Source organism: Hyalangium sp., from assembly GCF_035629615.1.
Taxonomy (GTDB): Bacteria; Myxococcota; Myxococcia; order Myxococcales; family Myxococcaceae; genus Hyalangium.
In genome coordinates, this window is sequence record NZ_DASPHO010000100.1 from 1 (window position 1) to 16,776 (window position 16,776).

Annotated in this window: 21 protein-coding genes; 13 read left to right on the forward strand and 8 right to left on the reverse strand. The window is 68.7% G+C overall.

Features of this window, described 5'->3' with window-relative positions:
- From VD972_RS04595 to VD972_RS04605, 3 genes are all read right to left on the reverse strand, one after another.
- Positions 1-372 (reverse strand): hypothetical protein (locus tag VD972_RS04595; RefSeq protein ID WP_324981329.1); only part of this gene is annotated, 372 nt, incomplete at its 3' end.
- A 23-nt stretch (positions 373-395) separates the two neighbouring features.
- Entirely contained in the window at positions 396-884 is a 489-nt protein-coding gene (locus VD972_RS04600) for a hypothetical protein (RefSeq protein WP_324981332.1), read from the reverse strand.
- 39 nt (positions 885-923) lie between these two features.
- Positions 924-1,382, reverse strand: a complete 459-nt coding sequence (locus VD972_RS04605) for a hypothetical protein (protein ID WP_324981334.1) — start codon at positions 1,380-1,382, stop codon at positions 924-926.
- Between the two features lie 106 nt (positions 1,383-1,488).
- Here VD972_RS04605 and thiS point away from each other — a divergent pair, with 106 nt between their 5' ends.
- Genes thiS through VD972_RS04635 form a run of 6 tightly spaced genes read left to right on the forward strand, consistent with a single transcriptional unit; the run spans position 1,489 to position 6,274 of the window.
- The gene (gene thiS / locus VD972_RS04610) at positions 1,489-1,692 is read left to right on the forward strand and encodes a sulfur carrier protein ThiS (RefSeq protein ID WP_324981337.1); all 204 of its coding nucleotides are present in this window, start codon (positions 1,489-1,491) and stop codon (positions 1,690-1,692) included.
- Between the two features lie 8 nt (positions 1,693-1,700).
- Positions 1,701-2,483, forward strand: coding sequence for a thiazole synthase (locus VD972_RS04615; protein ID WP_324981340.1), 783 nt, complete (start codon positions 1,701-1,703; stop codon positions 2,481-2,483).
- The gene (locus tag VD972_RS04620) at positions 2,483-3,112 is read left to right on the forward strand and encodes a thiamine phosphate synthase (protein ID WP_324981344.1); all 630 of its coding nucleotides are present in this window, start codon (positions 2,483-2,485) and stop codon (positions 3,110-3,112) included. Before VD972_RS04615 ends, VD972_RS04620 begins: the two co-directional genes overlap by 1 nt.
- Before the next feature lie 22 nt (positions 3,113-3,134).
- Positions 3,135-4,175: a hypothetical protein gene (locus VD972_RS04625; protein ID WP_324981347.1), complete on the forward strand. Its 1,041-nt coding sequence runs from the start codon at positions 3,135-3,137 to the stop codon at positions 4,173-4,175.
- Positions 4,176-4,202: 27 nt separating this feature from the next.
- Positions 4,203-5,084, forward strand: a complete 882-nt coding sequence (locus VD972_RS04630; RefSeq protein WP_324981350.1) for a DUF4129 domain-containing protein — start codon at positions 4,203-4,205, stop codon at positions 5,082-5,084.
- Positions 5,081-6,274: a DUF4350 domain-containing protein gene (locus VD972_RS04635; RefSeq protein WP_324981353.1), complete on the forward strand. Its 1,194-nt coding sequence runs from the start codon at positions 5,081-5,083 to the stop codon at positions 6,272-6,274. The genes VD972_RS04630 and VD972_RS04635 overlap by 4 nt, the downstream gene beginning before the upstream one ends.
- Here VD972_RS04635 and exoP read toward each other — a convergent pair.
- The 5 genes from exoP to VD972_RS04660 all read right to left on the reverse strand — a co-directional run bounded on the left by exoP (position 6,252) and on the right by VD972_RS04660 (position 11,793).
- Positions 6,252-7,454, reverse strand: coding sequence for a spore coat polysaccharide biosynthesis glycosyltransferase ExoP (gene exoP / locus VD972_RS04640; RefSeq protein WP_324981355.1), 1,203 nt, complete (start codon positions 7,452-7,454; stop codon positions 6,252-6,254). The genes VD972_RS04635 and exoP overlap by 23 nt on opposite strands.
- Before the next feature lie 22 nt (positions 7,455-7,476).
- Positions 7,477-8,535, reverse strand: a complete 1,059-nt coding sequence (locus tag VD972_RS04645) for a glycosyltransferase family 4 protein (protein WP_324981359.1) — start codon at positions 8,533-8,535, stop codon at positions 7,477-7,479.
- Positions 8,536-8,540: 5 nt separating this feature from the next.
- Positions 8,541-9,089, reverse strand: a complete 549-nt coding sequence (locus VD972_RS04650; protein ID WP_324981383.1) for a serine acetyltransferase — start codon at positions 9,087-9,089, stop codon at positions 8,541-8,543.
- Positions 9,090-9,181: 92 nt separating this feature from the next.
- A complete protein-coding gene (locus VD972_RS04655; RefSeq protein ID WP_324981362.1) occupies positions 9,182-10,699 on the reverse strand; it encodes a lipopolysaccharide biosynthesis protein in 1,518 nt (505 codons plus the stop codon).
- Entirely contained in the window at positions 10,696-11,793 is a 1,098-nt protein-coding gene (locus tag VD972_RS04660) for a polysaccharide deacetylase family protein (protein WP_324981386.1), read from the reverse strand. Before VD972_RS04660 ends, VD972_RS04655 begins: the two co-directional genes overlap by 4 nt.
- Before the next feature lie 295 nt (positions 11,794-12,088).
- Here VD972_RS04660 and VD972_RS04665 point away from each other — a divergent pair, with 295 nt between their 5' ends.
- From VD972_RS04665 to ccsA (VD972_RS04695), 7 genes are all read left to right on the forward strand, one after another.
- Positions 12,089-13,198, forward strand: coding sequence for a hypothetical protein (locus VD972_RS04665; protein WP_324981365.1), 1,110 nt, complete (start codon positions 12,089-12,091; stop codon positions 13,196-13,198).
- Positions 13,199-13,287: 89 nt separating this feature from the next.
- Positions 13,288-13,953, forward strand: a complete 666-nt coding sequence (gene ccmA, locus VD972_RS04670) for a heme ABC exporter ATP-binding protein CcmA (RefSeq protein WP_324981389.1) — start codon at positions 13,288-13,290, stop codon at positions 13,951-13,953.
- Complete coding sequence (locus VD972_RS04675; RefSeq protein ID WP_324981367.1) at positions 13,950-14,645, forward strand: heme exporter protein CcmB; 696 nt, start codon at positions 13,950-13,952, stop codon at positions 14,643-14,645. Before ccmA ends, VD972_RS04675 begins: the two co-directional genes overlap by 4 nt.
- A 4-nt stretch (positions 14,646-14,649) precedes the next feature.
- On the forward strand, positions 14,650-15,357 hold the full coding sequence (ccsA, locus tag VD972_RS04680; RefSeq protein WP_324981370.1) for a cytochrome c biogenesis protein CcsA: 708 nt from the start codon (positions 14,650-14,652) through the stop codon (positions 15,355-15,357).
- The gene (locus VD972_RS04685) at positions 15,357-15,545 is read left to right on the forward strand and encodes a hypothetical protein (protein WP_324981373.1); all 189 of its coding nucleotides are present in this window, start codon (positions 15,357-15,359) and stop codon (positions 15,543-15,545) included. The genes ccsA (VD972_RS04680) and VD972_RS04685 overlap by 1 nt, the downstream gene beginning before the upstream one ends.
- A 3-nt stretch (positions 15,546-15,548) precedes the next feature.
- Entirely contained in the window at positions 15,549-16,037 is a 489-nt protein-coding gene (locus tag VD972_RS04690; protein WP_324981376.1) for a cytochrome c maturation protein CcmE, read from the forward strand.
- On the forward strand, positions 16,034-16,776 hold a 743-nt coding region (ccsA, locus tag VD972_RS04695), incomplete at its 3' end, for a cytochrome c biogenesis protein CcsA (RefSeq protein WP_324981380.1). The genes VD972_RS04690 and ccsA (VD972_RS04695), both read left to right, overlap by 4 nt.

Genomic DNA, 16,776 nt, shown 5'->3' on the forward strand with positions numbered 1-16,776 from the left:
AGGGGCCATCTCCAGGGCCCCCAGCTTGTCCCCGCTGGCCTCATAGATGTCCAGACGGAAGCCGGTCTGGCCGCTTCGGGTGGTCTCGGTCCCGTGGCAGTTCGAGGTGCAGTACGCCGTGAGCAGGGGCTGGATGTCCGCGCACCAGGTGGGCACGGGGCCCGGCGCAGGCCCCCCCCCATCCGCAATGTCGGGCAGGCCGAGCAGCTCACAGGTCCGACCTGCACCCGGGCGCACCGCGATGCAGACGTACGGATCCGGGCAATCCTCCGCGCTCTCACAGCTCTTTCCGGCAAAGTCACTCACCGAGACGACACAGCCCACGATGGCGACGGCGGCGGAGAGGTACAGACTGGCGACGGCTCTTTTCATGGTTGGCTCGGTTGCCCCCGCTCCTAGGGAGTGCCCCCATCACAGAAAGGCGCTCCGGCTGCTGCCCAACGGCCCAACACCGCACGCTCGGCATCGGAGGGCGCGGTGCTGCCCGGTGGGGGCATGGTCCGGAGATCGAATGCACGGGCCTTGATACGGGCAGCCATGTCCTTGGCTCCCCTGGGCTGCCCCGCCTCCGCCTCGTAGTAGTCCAGCCGGAAATCGGTACGGCCGCTGCCTGTGGTCACGGCTCCGTGACAGCTCGAGACACAGGTAGCCTCGAGGATTGGCTGGACGTTGGCGCAGTACGTGGGCGTGACCCCGCCGGCATCGGGCGTCCCCCCATCCACGGTGGACCCGGGCGGTGGGTAGATGACCTCGCAGAAGCGCAACCCCTCCGGCCCTGTACAGGCGTAGGCCTCGGGGCAGTCCGCGTCAGACAGACACGTGCGGTCCGCCAGCTCGTCCTGGGAGATGATGCAGCCCGCCGCCGCCAGCATGGCCGCGAACACGAGAGATCCACCTTTCAACCTTGCGTCCACGCGTCCTCGTCAGAAGTGATAGGTGAGGCTCGCCGCGTCAGCGGCCGGCTCGGGAAGGAACTCCAGCAACAGCCCATAGGCGAGCGTGAGGCCCGCAACCCCATACATCATGTTCGAGGTGGCCGCAGCGGTGCGGGCCCGGTTCAACGCGGCGCTGGACTCTCGGGCCGTCTCGAGGCTCTCCGCTCGCCTGGCCTCTCCCCGTGAGAAATAGCCGAAGCCTACCCCTCCGAGCAGCAAGACCCCGCCCGCGACGTAGGCATAGCGGTGCCCTCGAATGAAGGGCTCGGGCTCGCGCGTGGGCGCATCCAGCGCAGCGGCGGGGATTGAGGCCGGCTGGGCCTTCGAGGCCTTCTCCGGCTTCGAGGCCGGCGCGGGAGCGGGCGCCTTCGGTTTGGCGGCCGCCGCTGGCAGGGCGATCGTCAACGCCAGAACGGAAGCGGCAAGCCTGCGGGTCGCGGTGGGCATGGAGGCGAGTATAGCGGCCCCTTCTCCCGCAGCAGCAGATCCGTGTGCGTTGACAGCGCAGTGGCGCGCTTGTAGTGCCTGTGCGTCCAGTCCAGGAGCGTCGGTCGTGACGATATGGGTCAACGGAGAAGCGCGTGAGGTGCCCGACGGCACGACCCTGTCAGCACTTCTCGAGCTGCTACGGGTAGGAGGAGGACCGGGCGTAGCGGTAGAGGTGAACGCGGAGGTAGTCCGGCGGGCCCGCCACGCCGAGCACCGTCTGCACCCACAAGATCGCGTGGAGATCGTCACCTTCGTCGGTGGCGGGTAGGAGCGCACATGAGCACTCAGGACACCCCTTTCACCCTCGCGGGCGTCACCTTTCAATCGCGGCTCATCATCGGCACGGGCAAGTACCCCAGCTTCGACGTGATGAAGCGCTGCCATGAAGCCTCCGGAGCGCAGTTGGTCACCGTGGCTGTCCGGCGCCTGGACCTGTCCGCACGGGGCGAGGCGTCGCTGATGAGCTGGATCGACACCTCCCGCCTCCGCCTCCTGCCCAACACCGCCCTCTGCTACACCGCCGAGGACGCGGTGCGCACCTGCCGGCTCGCCGAGGAGCTGGGCATGAGCAAGTGGGTCAAGCTCGAGGTGCTCGGCGATGAGAAGACCCTCTACCCGGACGTCGAGGAGACGTTGAAGGCAGCGCGAATCCTCGTGAAGGAGGGCTTCACCGTCCTGCCCTACACCACCGACGATCCCATCACCGCGCGCAAGCTGGAGGAGGTGGGGTGCGCGGCGGTGATGCCCCTGGCGGCGCCCATTGGCTCGGGGCTCGGGATCCGCAACCCCCACAACATCCGCCTCATCCGCGAGCTCGTGAAGATCCCCGTCATCGTCGATGCGGGCGTGGGGACGGCCTCGGATGCCGCCATCGCCATGGAGCTGGGTGTGGACGCGGTCCTGATGAACACCGCCATCGCTGGCGCGAAGGATCCCGTGAGGATGGCCGTGGCCATGCGCAAGGCCATCGAAGCGGGCCGGGACGCCTTCCTCGCCGGCCGCATCCCTCGCAAGGCGTACGCCTCCGCCTCCAGCCCCATCGAGGGGCTCGTCGAGTAGTGCCCGCGCTCCCCCGGCTGATTGTCATCACCGACTGGCGCATTCCCCGGGCCCGGCTGCTCACGGCCCTGGAGCGTGCGCTGGAGGCGGGACCCGAGGTGGCCGTCCAGCACCGCCACCCGGAGGCCCCCGCACGTGCCTTCCTGGAAGAAGCCAGGCTGCTCGCGGCGCTGTGTCATGCGCGCGGCAACCCGCTCTTCGTCAACGGACGCCTGGACGTGGCGCTCCTGGTGGGCGCGCACCTGCACCTGCCGGCCCGGGGCCTGACGGTGGAAGAGGTCCGCCCGCACCTGCCTGCCGGGTGCCAGGTCAGCGTTGCCGTCCACGACGCGCAGGAGGCCCGGCTCGCCCGAGGCGCGGACCTGGCCCTGGTGAGCCCCGTATATGCCCCAGGGTCGAAGCCTGCAGACACCCGTCCCCCACTGGGCCCGGAGGGTTTCCAGGCGCTGGCAGTGTCCCTCCCTTGCCCGGCCTTCGCGCTCGGCGGAGTAACCCCGGAGCGGGCCGCCGGGCTCCCTGTGGCGCACGGGTTCGCGGTCATCTCCGCCGTCCTGGAGGCAGAGGAGCCAGCCGCCGTGGCGCGGGCCCTGCTGCGCGCATCCGCTCACTCCTCCCAGTCCAGGCAGTGAGTCGCGGTATGCTGCCTCCCCCGTGAGCCCCCCTGCCGGCATCAAGGACCTGCGTCCCCTCGCCCTCGGCGAGCTCATCGACCGCTCCGCCATCTTCTGGCGTGCGCACCTCGTGCCGCTCTTCGTCCTCTGCCTGGCCTTCCAGCTGGTGGACTACATCTTCGCGAAGAGCGTCACGCTCACCCTCGAGAGCACCAATGGCCTCTTCCTCCCCAACCAGCAGCTCCAGGCCCGCGTCGACGAAGATCCCGCGGCCGTCACTGGAGAGCTTGGCTCCGCACTGCTGGCCCTGACCCTCCTCTTGTTCGTGCTCACCTGGACCTACTGGCTCTCCAGCCTGGTCGTCTCCCGGTATGTGGTGCCTGTCCAGCTCGGCGAGAGCGCTCGGCCAGCAGATGGCCTGCGCCGCGCCTTGCGTCGGCTGGGTTCCTTCACCGGGGCCTACCTCCTGTCCCTGCTCTGGGGACTGGGCATCGGCCTGCTGCTGGTGCTCCCGGGGGGGCTCCTCGTCGGTGCGGGAGCGCTCCTGGCCAGCACCTCCCCTGGCTCGAGCGCCGCGCTCGTGGGCATGGTGCTCGCCATCGTGGGGGCGATCTTGATCAGCCTGGGCGCGCTGGCCGCGTTCCTCTGGTACTTCCTGCGCTTCTCCCTCCTCGGGCCGGTGTTCGCCATGGAGGATCTGTCCGCCATCGATACCTTCCGGCGCTCCGGGGCACTGATCTCCGGGCGTGTCGCCCCCGGCTTCCTGGGCCGTGTGAAGGTCCGGGCGATGATCCTCCTGACCGCCGTGTCCGGAATCATCGTCGCCGTCAGCCTCACCTTCAGCCTCCCGGCCTGGATCGTCCGCGGAGCCTATGGACAGCTGTCCAACCCCTCCGCCGCGACGGCCCGCCCCATCCCTCAGGCCCTCCTCGTCCCCGTGGAGCTGTTCCAAGTCCTGGGACAGTCCATCTTCATCCCCCTCACCCTGGTCTTCTCCGCGATGTTCTATCTGGACATGCGGATGCGCCGGGAGGGGCTGGACCTCGAGCGCCGCCTCACCCACCGAAGCCCCGCTCCATGAGCTGCTCCTCTTCCTCGTGAGCGCCGCGTGCTGACCCTCGTCCTCCCCTTGCTGCTCGCCTCGGTGCCGTGCGCGGACCTGGAGGTGGACATCCGCCTCCTTGAAGAGACCGCGAAGCTCCGCCCCGCCGAGCTCTCCAGCATCGTGGACGGCCTCGAGTCACGCGCAGGGGGAATTCCGCTGCGCCCGAACGGTGACCTCTCTTCCGAAGAGCTCGCCCAGGACGTGGTAGCCCGGCTCCGTGAGGCCTGTGTCTTCCAGGAAGCGGCGGCGAGCTCACAGGCTCCCTTGCCCGTGAGCTCGCCGGATCGCCTCCGAGCCATCCTCGATCGACCCGAGTTCTCCCAGGCGCGCAAGCGCAACACCGACTTCCTTCAGCGCCTCATCCGCCAGGCCGACGCCTGGCTCAGCGGCTTCTTCCAATCCCAAGGTGCCCAGAGCTTCGCCGTCGCCACGCGCGCGGTGATCCTGGGGCTGGGTCTGGCGGTGGTGCTCTGGGGAGTGTTGCGGTTCCGCCGCTGGCGCCACCCCTCCGTGGCCTTGTCTCACCGCGACGCGGGCTCCGCCCTCCCGCTCGAGCTCGACTCCCCACGCGAGCACCTGAAGCGCGCCCGGGAGGCACTCGCCGCCGACCCGCGTCAGGCCATCCGCCAAGGGCTGCTGGCCCTGCTCTCCACCCTGGAGGAGCGGCAGCTGGCCCGGCCAGACCGCGTGAAGACGAACCGAGAGCTCGCCGCCGAGCTCCCCAGCCGAGGCGCCCCGCCCCCGCTCGTCCAGGAGGTGGAGCGGCTGGTGCACTGGTACGACCGTGCCTTCTACTCGCTGTCTCCCGTGCCGCCAGAAGAGGCCGCAACCTTCGTGGCGGATGTCGAGCGCCTGCAGGTCTCTTCCCTGGGAGGAGCGACATGAAGAACCTGCGCACTTTCCTCTTCTTCGGGCTCCTCATCACCGTGGCGGCGGCGATGGGTCTGGCGACACGACAGGCGGCTCCCGAGTCCACGCTCCCTTCCGTGGACAATCCAGGCCCACTGGGCTTGCGCGCGCTCTACCTCTATCTGCGCGAGGGCGGTGCCTCGGTGGAGGCACACCGAGACTCGCTCGAAGCGCTCCCCTTCACCGCTCGAACCGTCGTCCTCGCAGCGCCTCAGGCTCGCTCCGTCTCCTCTATAGAGGTAGAGGCCCTGGAGCGCTTCGTCCAGGCCGGTGGAACGCTCGTCTTCCTCACCTCGCGGGAGAAGGCCAAGGGGCAGCCAGCGCTGGAGCAGTGGTTGGAGTTGGAGCAGAGCTCATGGCTGGGCGCGAGCTCCCGCGGGCTGCCCCAGGGCGATCAGGACCTCGGGGGAACCAGCGTGGACGTCTGGCTCCCCGCAGGGGCCGCGCGCGGCTCGAGCGCCTTCCGTGTGTCTCGCGACCGGGGAGTCCGCCTGGGCCTAGCGGAGGCCGTGCCCATTGCCGGCCTGGAGGACTCCGCGGTGCTGTGGCGGCTCGGGCTGGGCCAGGGCGAGGTGTACGTGGCCGCGGGGCCGGACCTCGCGGAGAACCGGCGGCTGGAGCAGCTCGACAACCTGCGCTTCTGGGATGCGCTGGCGGCCCGAGGCCCCCTGGTGTTCGACGAGTTCCACCACTCGGAGGCACCCCCACCGCCCCTCTCTCGGGGCCTCTGGGTGTTCGCCCTCCAGTGTCTGGCCGTGGGCGTGCTCTACGTGTTCGCCAGAGGCACGCGCTTGGGAGCTCCCAGGCCCCAGCTGCCAGAGCGGCACCGCTCAGCGCTGGAGTACGTGCAGTCGATGGGCTGGCTCGCGCGCCGCTCGAAGGTCGAGCGCGAGCTGCTTCCGGAGCTGGCCCGGCACCTGCGCCAGCTCACGCATGAGCGGCTGGGCATCCCCCTCGCGCTCTCCGAGGAGGAGACCGCCCGGATGCTCGAGCAGCGCTGTGGCATTCCAGCTGCCCATTACCTGGAGGCCCGCGCGGAGCTGGCGCGGGTCCTGGACCAGCGAGACATCTCCCCAAAGGACTATGCCCGCCTCGCGGCCCGGTACGCCCGGCTCGAGGCCATTGTCACCGGACGCCAGGGCCCTACAGGCTCCGGCCCGCCTTGAGCAAGGCCGCGCCCACGTGGGTGCGGATCTCCTCGACACGCGCGTCCCAGCTCTCGTGGAAGATCCGCTCGGCGCGCTCGTGGCTCGGACCCGGGCCCTCGGCGAGGCACTCGTCCACCTTGCGCACGAAGTCCTCCGTCGAGGTCGCCAGCTTGCACAGCCCCACCTTGCGCACCTCGGGGATGTCCGTGGAAACCACCGGGAGCCCCGCCGCCAGGTACTCGCGGACCTTCAGCGGGTTGGCGTTGAGCGTCAGCTCGTTCACCTTGAAGGGCATCAACGCCACGTCGAAGGCGCGGCAGTAGCCCGGCAGGCTCGTGTACGGCTGGCGCCCCAGGAAGTGGATGTTGGGCACCTTCTTCAGCTCGGACACGTCGCAGTCCGGCGCCACCTTGCCGATCACCACCACCGAGCCCTCGGGGTGCGCCTTGGCCGTGGCGATGAGCGCCTCCTGATCCACCCAGTCCGCCATCAGCCCGAAGAAGCCGATGATCGGCCCGGGCAGCTTCGCGATGTCCTCCGGGATCGGCGTGGCCGGATCACACGCCTTCACGAAGTGCTGGAAGTCCACCCCGTGCCGCACCAGCACCGTGTTCGGGTTCACCTTCGCCTTGTTCTCCCGCAGGCGCTCGGCGGAGGTGATCACCAGGTTCGCCTTGCGCAGCAGCCGCTCCTCCAGCTCCGCGATGTGGCGCCCATTGGTGTCGCTGAACGCGGAGAACTCGTCCACACAGTGGTAGACGACGAACTCCTCGCCCAGCGTGCCCGACACCGGCGCCGAGGCCGGCAGGAAGGACCAAGAGATGGGCCGCTGGAAGTGCAGCTTCCGCATCGCCCGCCGCACCTGGAGCCGCAGCAGCTCCCGGTTCGTCGCTCGCACCGCCTCCGAGCCGTAGAATGGGATGGCCAGCGGCGCCAGCACGAAGAGGTTCGGCTCCACCTCGCGGATGCCCTCGGTGAAGGTGGACAGCTTCCTCCAGATCCGCTGCAAGTCGTGCGCGTTGGCCTTGGGAGCCCGGTTGCCGATGCTGTTCACCCACAGCACGCGGTTGTCCCTCGAGAGGATCCGCATGATGTGGACCTTGGAGAGCGGATCCCCGTCCCAGTCGTTGGAGAACACCACCAGGTCCCGTCCTCGCAGGGCCCGGCGTGTCAGATCCAAGTCTTCGCTGCGCCGCATGTCATGTCTCCTCTATGGAAGTTCAAGTCGCCACGGCCGTCCGGGAGTCCTCGAACCGCGACGCCGCCAGATCCTCGTACAGCTCGAGCAGCACGGGCCCCACGTCCGGCTGGGCCACCTGGGCGGGCCCCTCGACGAGCGCCTGCCGCACCCTCAGCGCCAGGTCCCGCGCATGGCCGCCCCGGAACAGATAGGTGCCCTCGGGCCGGACGCACACGTCGCTGGCCACGCAGGGCACGCCCAGCGCCAGCGCCTCGCGAACGGAGAGGGAGTCCCCATCATGCGTCGTGGGCCGGATGAACACATCGGACCGCGCCAGGAGGCCGAGCGCCTCCTCGTGATCCAGCTCGCCCAGGTCCTCCAGGAATGGCGCCACACGCGCCTCGCGGGCGTCACGCGCGAACTCCGGAGTCCGCGTCCCGGGCCCGAACACCGCGAGCCCCACACCCGGCAGCTCATCCGCCAGTACCCGGAGTGCGCGGAACATCACCATCCGCCCATAGACAGGTGACGGGTGGTGCGCCATCACCAGCAAGGGCGAGCGCCGGGACCTCGCCAGCTCCGCCGCCTGCGTCACCGGCCCAGGGCGCACCTGAGCGGCGCAGAACGCCGGCTGGACGAGGATCTTCTCGGCGGGTACCCCACAGCCGACGAGCGCGTCCTTCACGGCTCCTGACACCGCCACCACGCGCGAGTAACCGGCAAGCGCGACGCGGGCCAAGGCCCTCCGAGCCGCCGAGCCCGCCAGGAACCCCGGCAGCAGCCCCGAGTGCAGGGTGATGAACCGGGGCGATCGGGGCGCCGGGACGCCCGCCACGGCGGCCAGCATCCAGGACTTCGGGTTGTCACCACCGGTGTGGACGTGCACCGTCCACCCAGCGCTCAAGAATCCCGCGAGCCGCAGCCCGAACGGCGCGACGGAGCGGACCGGGATGACGTCCGGAGCCGGCCGGCCGCCCTTTCCGATGTCCAGCACTTGCGCCTCGACGCCACGCTCGCGAAGAAATCGATGCAGTTGTTGAACGTGAATCGCCACCCCGCCATGCGGCGGCGGGTAATCACCGATGAGCAGCACGCGCATGGAAGCTAAGCCTCCCCACTCTGAAACGTGGTCTCCGTGAGGCTCCGAAGCGGGGGCGCTGCGAAGCGCGCCTGGTCCCGCGGATCAGGCAGCCTCCCCATCTCGCGCTGGTACATGCCGATCGGATCTCGATCCTGACGGATCACCCGGGCTGGCACCCCCGCAACAGCCGTGGCCGGCGGCACATCCTTGATGACCACCGCATTCGCGCCAATCACCGCGAAGTCACCGATGCGGATGTTGCCGAGGATCTTCGCTCCCGCGCCGATGCGGACGTAGTCCCCAATCACCGGCACGCCCTCGATGCCCGAGCGCCCACCGATGGTCACCTGCTGGGAGATGAGGCAGTGCCGCCCTACCTTCGCATCCCTGTGGATGACGACCCCGATGCCGCCGTACCCAAGCTCCGTGCCCTCCCCGAGCTCGGCCTGATAAGGAACATGCGAGCTGTGCAGGTAGTAGATGACCTTGCGCAGGAGATCCGGCAACAGAGGAACGCCGCCCAGGTGCAGCTTGCGCGCGAGCCGATACCACGTCATCCCGTCCAACCCCATGACCCCACCCTCCCCATCCCAGACCGTGGCACCGAAGCTAGGTAGCCCCACCTGAGGAGGGAAGTCCTCCTCAGGTGTGGGATTTCAGTGGATCACGCTGCCCGGCGGGCTCTCATGTCCGCCAGGACGCGCAGCGGACGAATGCCCGTCACATGCAGCACGGCCACATATCCAACGACGAACAGCAGCCCGGCCACGGCGAGCGGAAGCGCACGCCAGAGGAAGCCCTCGGGCAACCCCACCCACGCCCCCACCAGCCCGGCGCGCAGCGCGAAGACGCCCGCAGCCGCCGCACAGGCCGCCAGGGTCGCCTTGCTCAGCTCCGGCCAGGGGATGATGTCGACGATGCGCAGTGGCCGCTCCGGCGTGGACAACGCCGCGGGCACTCGCACCAGGAGGGTCGCCTTCCCCACCAGCTCCGCCACCGCCCAGGACACGATGCCGCCCTTCATGCCGAAGGAGCGCACCCCCCACCAGACGAGCGGCACCGTCACCACGGCCTTGATGAAGTACGAGAGGAGGATGGCGCGCGTGTAGCCCCGGGCGCGCAGCACCCCGTCCATGGGCAGGATGGACAGCACGACGCCCAGCACGCTCACCCGGAAGATGGGCACCGCGGGCAGGAACTTCGCGCCGAAGAGCGCCGAGATGAACTCGGGCGCCGCGGCGAAGAGGAACGCGGCGAACGGCAGGAACACGAAGGCCAGCTTCCCCGCGGCCTCACGGAAGGCCAACACCCCCTCCTCCAACCTCCCGGCCTTCTCCAGCTCGCCCAGGCGCACCATCAGCACCTCGCTCGTGGGCGTATAGAGGAGCTCCACCACCGGGAGCTGGAAGCAGCCCACCCGGTAGAACGCGTACAGCGCCGGGGCGACTGCGCTCGCTACCAGGTAGAAGTGAGCGTTCTGCTGGGGAAAGGACAGCGCCATGGCCGCGCCGAATGGAGCCGCGTACACCAGCTGCTCGCGCAGCAGCTTCCCGCTCACCAGCGGCCCCGTCGTACCTCGGAGCGCAATCACCCAGGTGGCCACGTAGCGCAGCCCGGCGAACGCCGCCACCGCCACCATCATCCCATGCAGCGAGGCCCCCAGCAGGCAGGGCAGCACCATGGCCGCCGCGCGCACGCTGTCCGAGGCCAGGTAGACCACGGCCGACTCACGGGTCCGCCCCTGGCTGGTGAGGGCCACCTCCAGTGGGAGGGCGCCCATGATCAACGCGGTGTAGATCGCCAGCGGCCAGCGGTACTCCAGCAGCCCAGGGTTGGAGAACAGCTCCGCCACCGGCTCGAGCAGCGCCACCAGCAGGGCTGCCCCCACCACCCCGGCCACGGACATGAAGAGCAGCGTCTGGCCCAGGTACGGCCGCTTCTGCTCCGCGCGAGGCAGGAAGTAGTAGAGGCTCTGCGTCACGCCGAAGGGCAGCACGAAGTAGAGCGTCGTGGAGATCAGGAAGAGCTGGTAGTACGTCCCATACTCCTCAAGGCTGAGCACCCGGGCCAGGACGAGGGGAATGGACAGCGTCAGCCCGGCAGTAAAGAGCCGGGCCAACACCAGGGGACCCGCCTTGCCCAGAAAGGATCCAGGCGAGGCAGGTGCCGAGGGTGAGCTCACGTCGGTTCCTCCAGGGGCAGCGGACTCCGCACGAGCAGGCTGTTGGCGACCCGTGTGGCGGATAAGTGTGTCCGCCGGCCCGGCACCGAGCGGCTCATGCCCAGCATCATGAAGCAGTCATCGAGCTGGCACCCGGTGAGCGCCGTCGAGTAGTCCCCCAGCATCCCAAGGCTGAAGTTCTCCCACAGCACCTTGCGCTTGAGCGTGAAGGGATCCCCGCCCACCTGGTTGGGCAGATCCTCGGTGGTGACCCCCGAGCGGAACCCATGCGTCCTCAGTAAGCGGATGACGTCATCCGAGTACCAGCCGTTGCAGTAGGCGAAGTGCTGGACCTGGGTCTCCACCTCGCGCTCGATGGCACGCTTGGACTCGAGGATCTCCCGCTCCATCTGCTCGAGAGGCTCCATCGTCAGCACGGTGTGCCCCAGCGTATGCGCGCCGAACTCGAAGCCATCGCGCGCCATGCGCCGCACCTCGTCCCAGTCCATGACGTCACCCTGCTCGGGCAACAGCTCCGGCCCTCCGCCCAGCTCCTTCTCCAGCGCCTCGATGACGTCCAGCAGCACGCCCGACGGATGCTCCCCGATGAAGTCATCCAACGACTCCGAGGGCGTCTTGCTCCCGGACAGCACAGGCGTCACCAGCTGCAGCGCCGGTTCTGGAAGCGCGCTGAAGTAAGGCCGCAGCCGCCGCGCCTTCGCCACCTGCACCAGGTGGAAGAGCCGGTCGTGGTGGAAGCGCCGGTTCGTGCCGATGAAGTCGGTCGGCAGATAGATGATCGCCGGCACCCCCATCTGCTTGAGCAGCGGGTAGGCGTACCGGTAGACATCCCGGTACCCATCATCAAAGGTGATGACGAACAGATCCCGCTTCGCCACCTTCCGCCCCGCCATCACATCGACTGCGTCTCCAATGGAGGCGAACTCGTAGCCTGCCAGGGCGGCTTCCTCCAGATGCCGCCGAAATGTCCCCTGAGAGATGAGCAGCCCTGGAATGGACCGCTGCACCTCGCCTGTGAAGTCCCCTACAACCCGGTGGTAGCTGACGATCAGGATGCGTCGCCCACCCGACTGACTCCGGCGATAGACCGCCATCGCCTTCCTCAGGCCGCTGTAGTGAAGCACCCCGGCGGCTGCTAGCTTCACCGCCCTCCGCACCAACCCACCCGCGCCCATGACCTCCCCCAATGCGCACTCCAACCCTTGCCGCGCAACGTTGCAGGAGTGATGCCAGGGCCAGAACCCGCCATCAGCGCACAATCCCTATGCTGGGGTGAGTCCTCCTGTGCCGTCCCTGGAACATTTGGCACCAGGGGTAGAAAAAGTTTCCAGATCTCCAGAAAACGTCTCATGCGCCCCAGGAAGCAGAGCAGTGCACAATGGGCGGTGCATGCCCCTCCTTCTCGTCGCCCTGCTCTCCCTCCTCGCCACTGCCGCCAGCGCTCAGCCCGCCAGCGCTCAGCCCTCGGCAGACGTGCCACTGTCCACTCCTCCACTGCCCTCCTCCTCGGATCCTTGCGCCTCCGCCGAGTCCGACTACCTCCGGGGGTTCGACGCGCTGGTGACGGGAGACGATGAGACAGCGCTCGGAGCCTTCGAGCGCGTCCTGGCCGCCTGCCCCACGCACCCCTATGCAGGCGAGCTCGCCCGGCTCGCGCAGATCCGGCTTGGACCCGGGGTGGAGCTGGCGGAGGCAGCCCTCTTCGGAGCCGAGAAGCCCACGGGCTTTGCGCGCGGCAGCCTCGTGGTGTGGCAGACCCTCCATGGCGCGACCCAAGGTGCCCTGCTCTGCGGCATCGCCGACTGCGAAGGCCGAGCCTTCCTGGGTGTCTCCCTGCTCGGAGCCGGCGCGGGCGCGGCCGCCTCGTGGCTCCTGACCCGCGAGGCAGGGGTGACCTCGGGCCAGGCCGCGGCGATCAACTCCGGAACGACCTGGGGCGTCGGGTACGGCATTGCGGCGATGGAGGTCTTCGATATCAACAGCGACGCGGGTAACTTCGCGACCATCATGGGCAGCATGGCGGGCCTGACGGGCGCTGGGATCGCGGTGGCCCTGCTCACATCGCCGAGCGCGGGCCAGGTCTCCATGGCTAACTCGGGAGGCCTGTGGTCCGGCGTGGTGACGGCGCTGCTCCTCTCCACCATGGACGGGGAGACGAAGGACTTCTTCGCCATCGAGTCGGTGGTCACCGGCGTGGGCATCACCTCGTTCGCGCTCCTGTCGAAGACCTACCCTGTGTCCCGCGGACGGATGCTCCTCATCGACTCGGGCGGCATCATCGGAGGCCTGCTGGGCGCGGCCACTGCCGCCCTGCTCGGCGTGAAGGAGGGTGAGCCCATCGCGATCTCGGCGGCGCTCGGGACGCTTTCGGGGCTGGGCGTCACCACCTGGATCACCCGCGACTTCGACGGACCCTCGACTCCAGCGCCGGAGATCACACTCGCTCCCACCGTCCTGGGACGAGGGGCAGCGGGCCTCATGCTCGGTGGGCGCTTCTAAGGCAGCCGCCCGCAGGCCAGGCCGTCGCCCCCGCCCCACCGGCTTTCGCTGGAGAAAGACGCGATTTCCAGTTACGAACGCTCCCCTTGATGGACGCCCCCGCCACTGCCTCGCCCCCGGCGATCGCCCTGCATGACGTGAGCAAGCGGTACGGGCGTCATTGGGCCTTGGCGCGCCTCACCTATTCGCTGCCCGCCGGCCGCTCCCTGCTCCTCACGGGCCACAACGGCTCGGGGAAGACCACCCTGCTGCGCCTGGTGGCCACGGCCCTGTCTCCCACCGCCGGCCGGGTCGAAGTCCTTGGGCGCAACACCCTCACGGATCGTGACGCCCTGCGTCAAGAAGTCGCCCTCCTGTCCCACGCCAGCTTCCTCTATGAGGATCTCACGGCCGTGCAGAACCTCACGGTGCTCGCCCGGCTGCTCGGGCTGCCATCTCCGGGGGACGCGGCCAGCCAGTTGCTGACGCGGGTGGGCCTCACGCGGCGCACCGACAGCCCCGTGCGCCAGTTCAGCGCCGGCATGCGCAAGCGCCTGGCCATCGCCCGGCTGCTCTTGAAGAAGCCGTCCATGGCGCTGCTCGACGAGCCCTTCGGAGAGCTGGATCCGGCCGGCATCCAGGCCATGGAGGCCATCATCCGCGAGCTGAAGGCCTCGGGCGTCACCGTCATCCTCGCCACCCACCTCGTCGAACAAGGTCTGACGCTGTGCGAGGAACGCCTTCACCTGCAAGAAGGCCGGGCGGTCGCCGCATGAGCCGCCCCCGTCCCATTGGCATCCTGCGCGCCGCCCTGGTCCTGCTGGGCAAGGATCTGCTCATCGAGTGGCGCACGCGGGCCCGGCTCAACGCCCTGGTCTTCTTCGCGCTCTCCACCCTGCTGCTCTTCTCCTTCGCGCTGGGTCCGGACACCAAGCTGCTCGAGCGCAACGCCGGGGGCTACCTCTGGCTGGCCATCCTCTTCGCCAGCACCCTGTCCCTGGGCGAGTCCTTCCGCATCGAGTACGAGAATGCCTGCATGGATGGCCTGCGGCTGGCTCCGGCGGACGCGCGCGCCATCTTCCTGTCCAAGGCGGTGGGCAACACGCTGCTGCTCGTCCTGCTGGGCAGCCTGCTCATCCCCGTCATGGTGGCCCTGTACGGGGTGAAGGTGGTGCTGGGGGTGGGAGAGCTCATGGCCACCCTGGTGCTCGGGTGTATGGCGCTCGCCGCCCCGGGGAGCGTGTATGCAGCCATCGCCAACAACGCCCGAGCGAGGGACGTGCTCCTACCTCTGCTATTGTTCCCGCTCATTGTTCCGGCCCTGCTGGCCGCGACCAAGGCCATGGCGCTGGTGCTCCAGGGCGATCCAATGGATCAGCTCGGCTCTTGGTTCGGTCTGCTGGGCGGGTTCAACCTGATCTATTGGGGCCTGGGGTTCTTGCTGTTTCCGCGGGTAATCGAGGACTGACTCTATGGGCAAGTTCTTCCGAATGGCGTTGCCACCCATCGCCTTGGGGCTGCTGGCCGTGGGGCACTACATCGGCCTGTTCGTGGCCCCGCCGGATCGCGAGATGGGGGACGTGCAGCGCATCATGTACGCCCACGTCCCCGCGGTCTGGGTCGCCCTGGTCGGCCTCACCCTCAACTTCATCTGCTCGGTGACGTACCTCTTCAAGCAGAGCTGGAAGACGGACTCGCTGGCGGAGGCCTCCGCCGAGGTGGGGCTGATGTTCGGCGCGGTGGGCGTGCTGCTGGGCGCCATCTGGGGCAAGCCGACGTGGGGCGTGTACTGGACGTGGGATCCCCGGCTGACCACTGCAGCCATCATGCTGGTGACCTACATGGGCTACATGGCGCTGCGCCGCTTCGTGGAGGACCCGGAGAAGCGCGCGACGTGGAGCTCCGTGGTGGGCATCATCTCCGCGGTGAACCTGCCCATCATCTGGTTCTCGGTGAAGTGGTGGCGCAGCCTGCACCAGGTCCAGTCCTCGCCCAAGACGGTGGACCCGGAGATGGTGGTGCCCCTGCGTGTCAGCGCCTTCGCCTTCCTGGCCTTCATGATCCTCTTCATCATCCACCGCTACCGAATCGCCCAGTACGAGCGGCAGTTGGAGGTGGCCCTCCCCGAGGCGCTCCCTGGCGACGGCGCCGGGGCGAACCGGACTGCGGGGGCGGCGTGATGAGCTCGCTCTCTTCGCTGGTGGTGCTGGCCCAGGCGGCCGCGGGTGAGGTGGGCAGCGGCCGCATTCAGGGCGGCTGGGGCTTTGTCTGGGTAAGCTACGGCATTACCTGGGGCGCGCTGGCCCTCTATTCGTTATCGCTGTGGATTCGTCGGCCCAAGAACTCGCCTGTAGGACCCAAGGAGTGAGCCATGTCACCTGTCGCTCGTAACCGACTCATCGCCGTAGGGGCCCTGCTGATGGCCGGTGCCGGCCTGGCCTTCGTGGCCTTCGGCAACATTGGCGAGAACCTCGTCTACTACTGGAGCCCCGCGGAGATGCTGACCCAGGGGGAGAAGGCCTACGGCCCCACCATCCGCCTGGGCGGCGTGGTGAAGCCCGGCTCCATCCAGTGGAACGCCGAGCACACCACCCTGCACTTCCAGGTGGCCACCGATCACACGCCGCAGTCCGTGGCCGTGACGGTGCGCTCCGTGGAGGTGCCGCCGCAGATGTTCCGGGATGGCATTGGCGTGGTGGTGGAGGGGACGTTCGACAAGTCCCAGGTCTTCGCCTCCAACCGGCTCATGGTGAACCACTCCAACGAGTACCGCGCTCCCAAGCCGGGTGAGGAGCCGCGCAAGTGGCAGGAGACCGTCGAGGGCTCCACCACCGCGGCGAACACGACGGGGGCGCAGTGAACGCAACGATTGGATACGGGCTCGTGCTGGGGGCGCTGGTGTGCGCCGCCTTCGGGGCCGTCGTAGGACTGACGAGCGGCCTGCGCCAGAGCGAGGCGGGCTCGCAGTGGGTGCGGCGCGCAGTGTGGGGCTTCTTCCTCTGCATGACGGGCTCCAACCTGACGATGGTGTACGCGCTCGTCACCAACGACTTCAGCATCAAGTACGTGGCGCAGGTGGGAAGCCGCGCCACGCCCCTGACTTTCAAGATCGTAGCCCTGTGGAGCGCGCTGGAAGGCTCCATCCTCTTCTGGGGCCTCATCTTGGGCATCTTCTTGCTGGCCTTCGCGCTGGTGCACCGCGACGAGCACCGGCGGTACATGTCGCTGGCGCTGGGCACCATGCTGGGCGTGGGCGTCTTCTTCGCCTTCCTGATCGCGGGGCCTGCCAACCCCTGGCACACCCTGGCGCAGGTGCCGGCGGACGGGCCAGGGCCCAACCCGCTGCTGCAGAACCACATCCTCATGGTCATCCACCCGCCCATGCTCTACCTGGGCTACGTGGGAATGACGGTGCCCTTCGGCATCGCCGTGGCCGCGCTGCTGCGCGGAGAGATTGGCGACGCGTGGATGGCGCCCCTGCGGCGGTGGATCCTCATCCCGTGGCTGTTCCTCTCCATCGGCATCATCCTGGGCTCGTGGTGGGCGTACGCGGTGCTGGGCTGGGGCGGCTACTGGGCGTGGGATCCGGTGGAGAACGC

Excerpts from the sequence above, each read along its gene's own strand:
- VD972_RS04605 (WP_324981334.1), bottom strand. The coding sequence starts at position 1,382 with ATGCCCACCGCGACCCGCAGGCTTGCCGCTTCCGTTCTGGCGTTGACG.
- VD972_RS04615 (WP_324981340.1), top strand. The coding sequence starts at position 1,701 with ATGAGCACTCAGGACACCCCTTTCACCCTCGCGGGCGTCACCTTTCAA.
- VD972_RS04635 (WP_324981353.1), top strand. The coding sequence starts at position 5,081 with ATGAAGAACCTGCGCACTTTCCTCTTCTTCGGGCTCCTCATCACCGTG.
- exoP (WP_324981355.1), bottom strand. The coding sequence starts at position 7,454 with ATGCGGCGCAGCGAAGACTTGGATCTGACACGCCGGGCCCTGCGAGGA.
- VD972_RS04645 (WP_324981359.1), bottom strand. The coding sequence starts at position 8,535 with ATGCGCGTGCTGCTCATCGGTGATTACCCGCCGCCGCATGGCGGGGTG.
- VD972_RS04650 (WP_324981383.1), bottom strand. The coding sequence starts at position 9,089 with ATGGGGTTGGACGGGATGACGTGGTATCGGCTCGCGCGCAAGCTGCAC.
- VD972_RS04660 (WP_324981386.1), bottom strand. The coding sequence starts at position 11,793 with ATGGCGGTCTATCGCCGGAGTCAGTCGGGTGGGCGACGCATCCTGATC.
- VD972_RS04665 (WP_324981365.1), top strand. The coding sequence starts at position 12,089 with ATGCCCCTCCTTCTCGTCGCCCTGCTCTCCCTCCTCGCCACTGCCGCC.
- ccmA (WP_324981389.1), top strand. The coding sequence starts at position 13,288 with ATGGACGCCCCCGCCACTGCCTCGCCCCCGGCGATCGCCCTGCATGAC.
- VD972_RS04675 (WP_324981367.1), top strand. The coding sequence starts at position 13,950 with ATGAGCCGCCCCCGTCCCATTGGCATCCTGCGCGCCGCCCTGGTCCTG.
- ccsA (WP_324981370.1), top strand. The coding sequence starts at position 14,650 with ATGGGCAAGTTCTTCCGAATGGCGTTGCCACCCATCGCCTTGGGGCTG.
- VD972_RS04685 (WP_324981373.1), top strand. The coding sequence starts at position 15,357 with ATGAGCTCGCTCTCTTCGCTGGTGGTGCTGGCCCAGGCGGCCGCGGGT.
- VD972_RS04690 (WP_324981376.1), top strand. The coding sequence starts at position 15,549 with ATGTCACCTGTCGCTCGTAACCGACTCATCGCCGTAGGGGCCCTGCTG.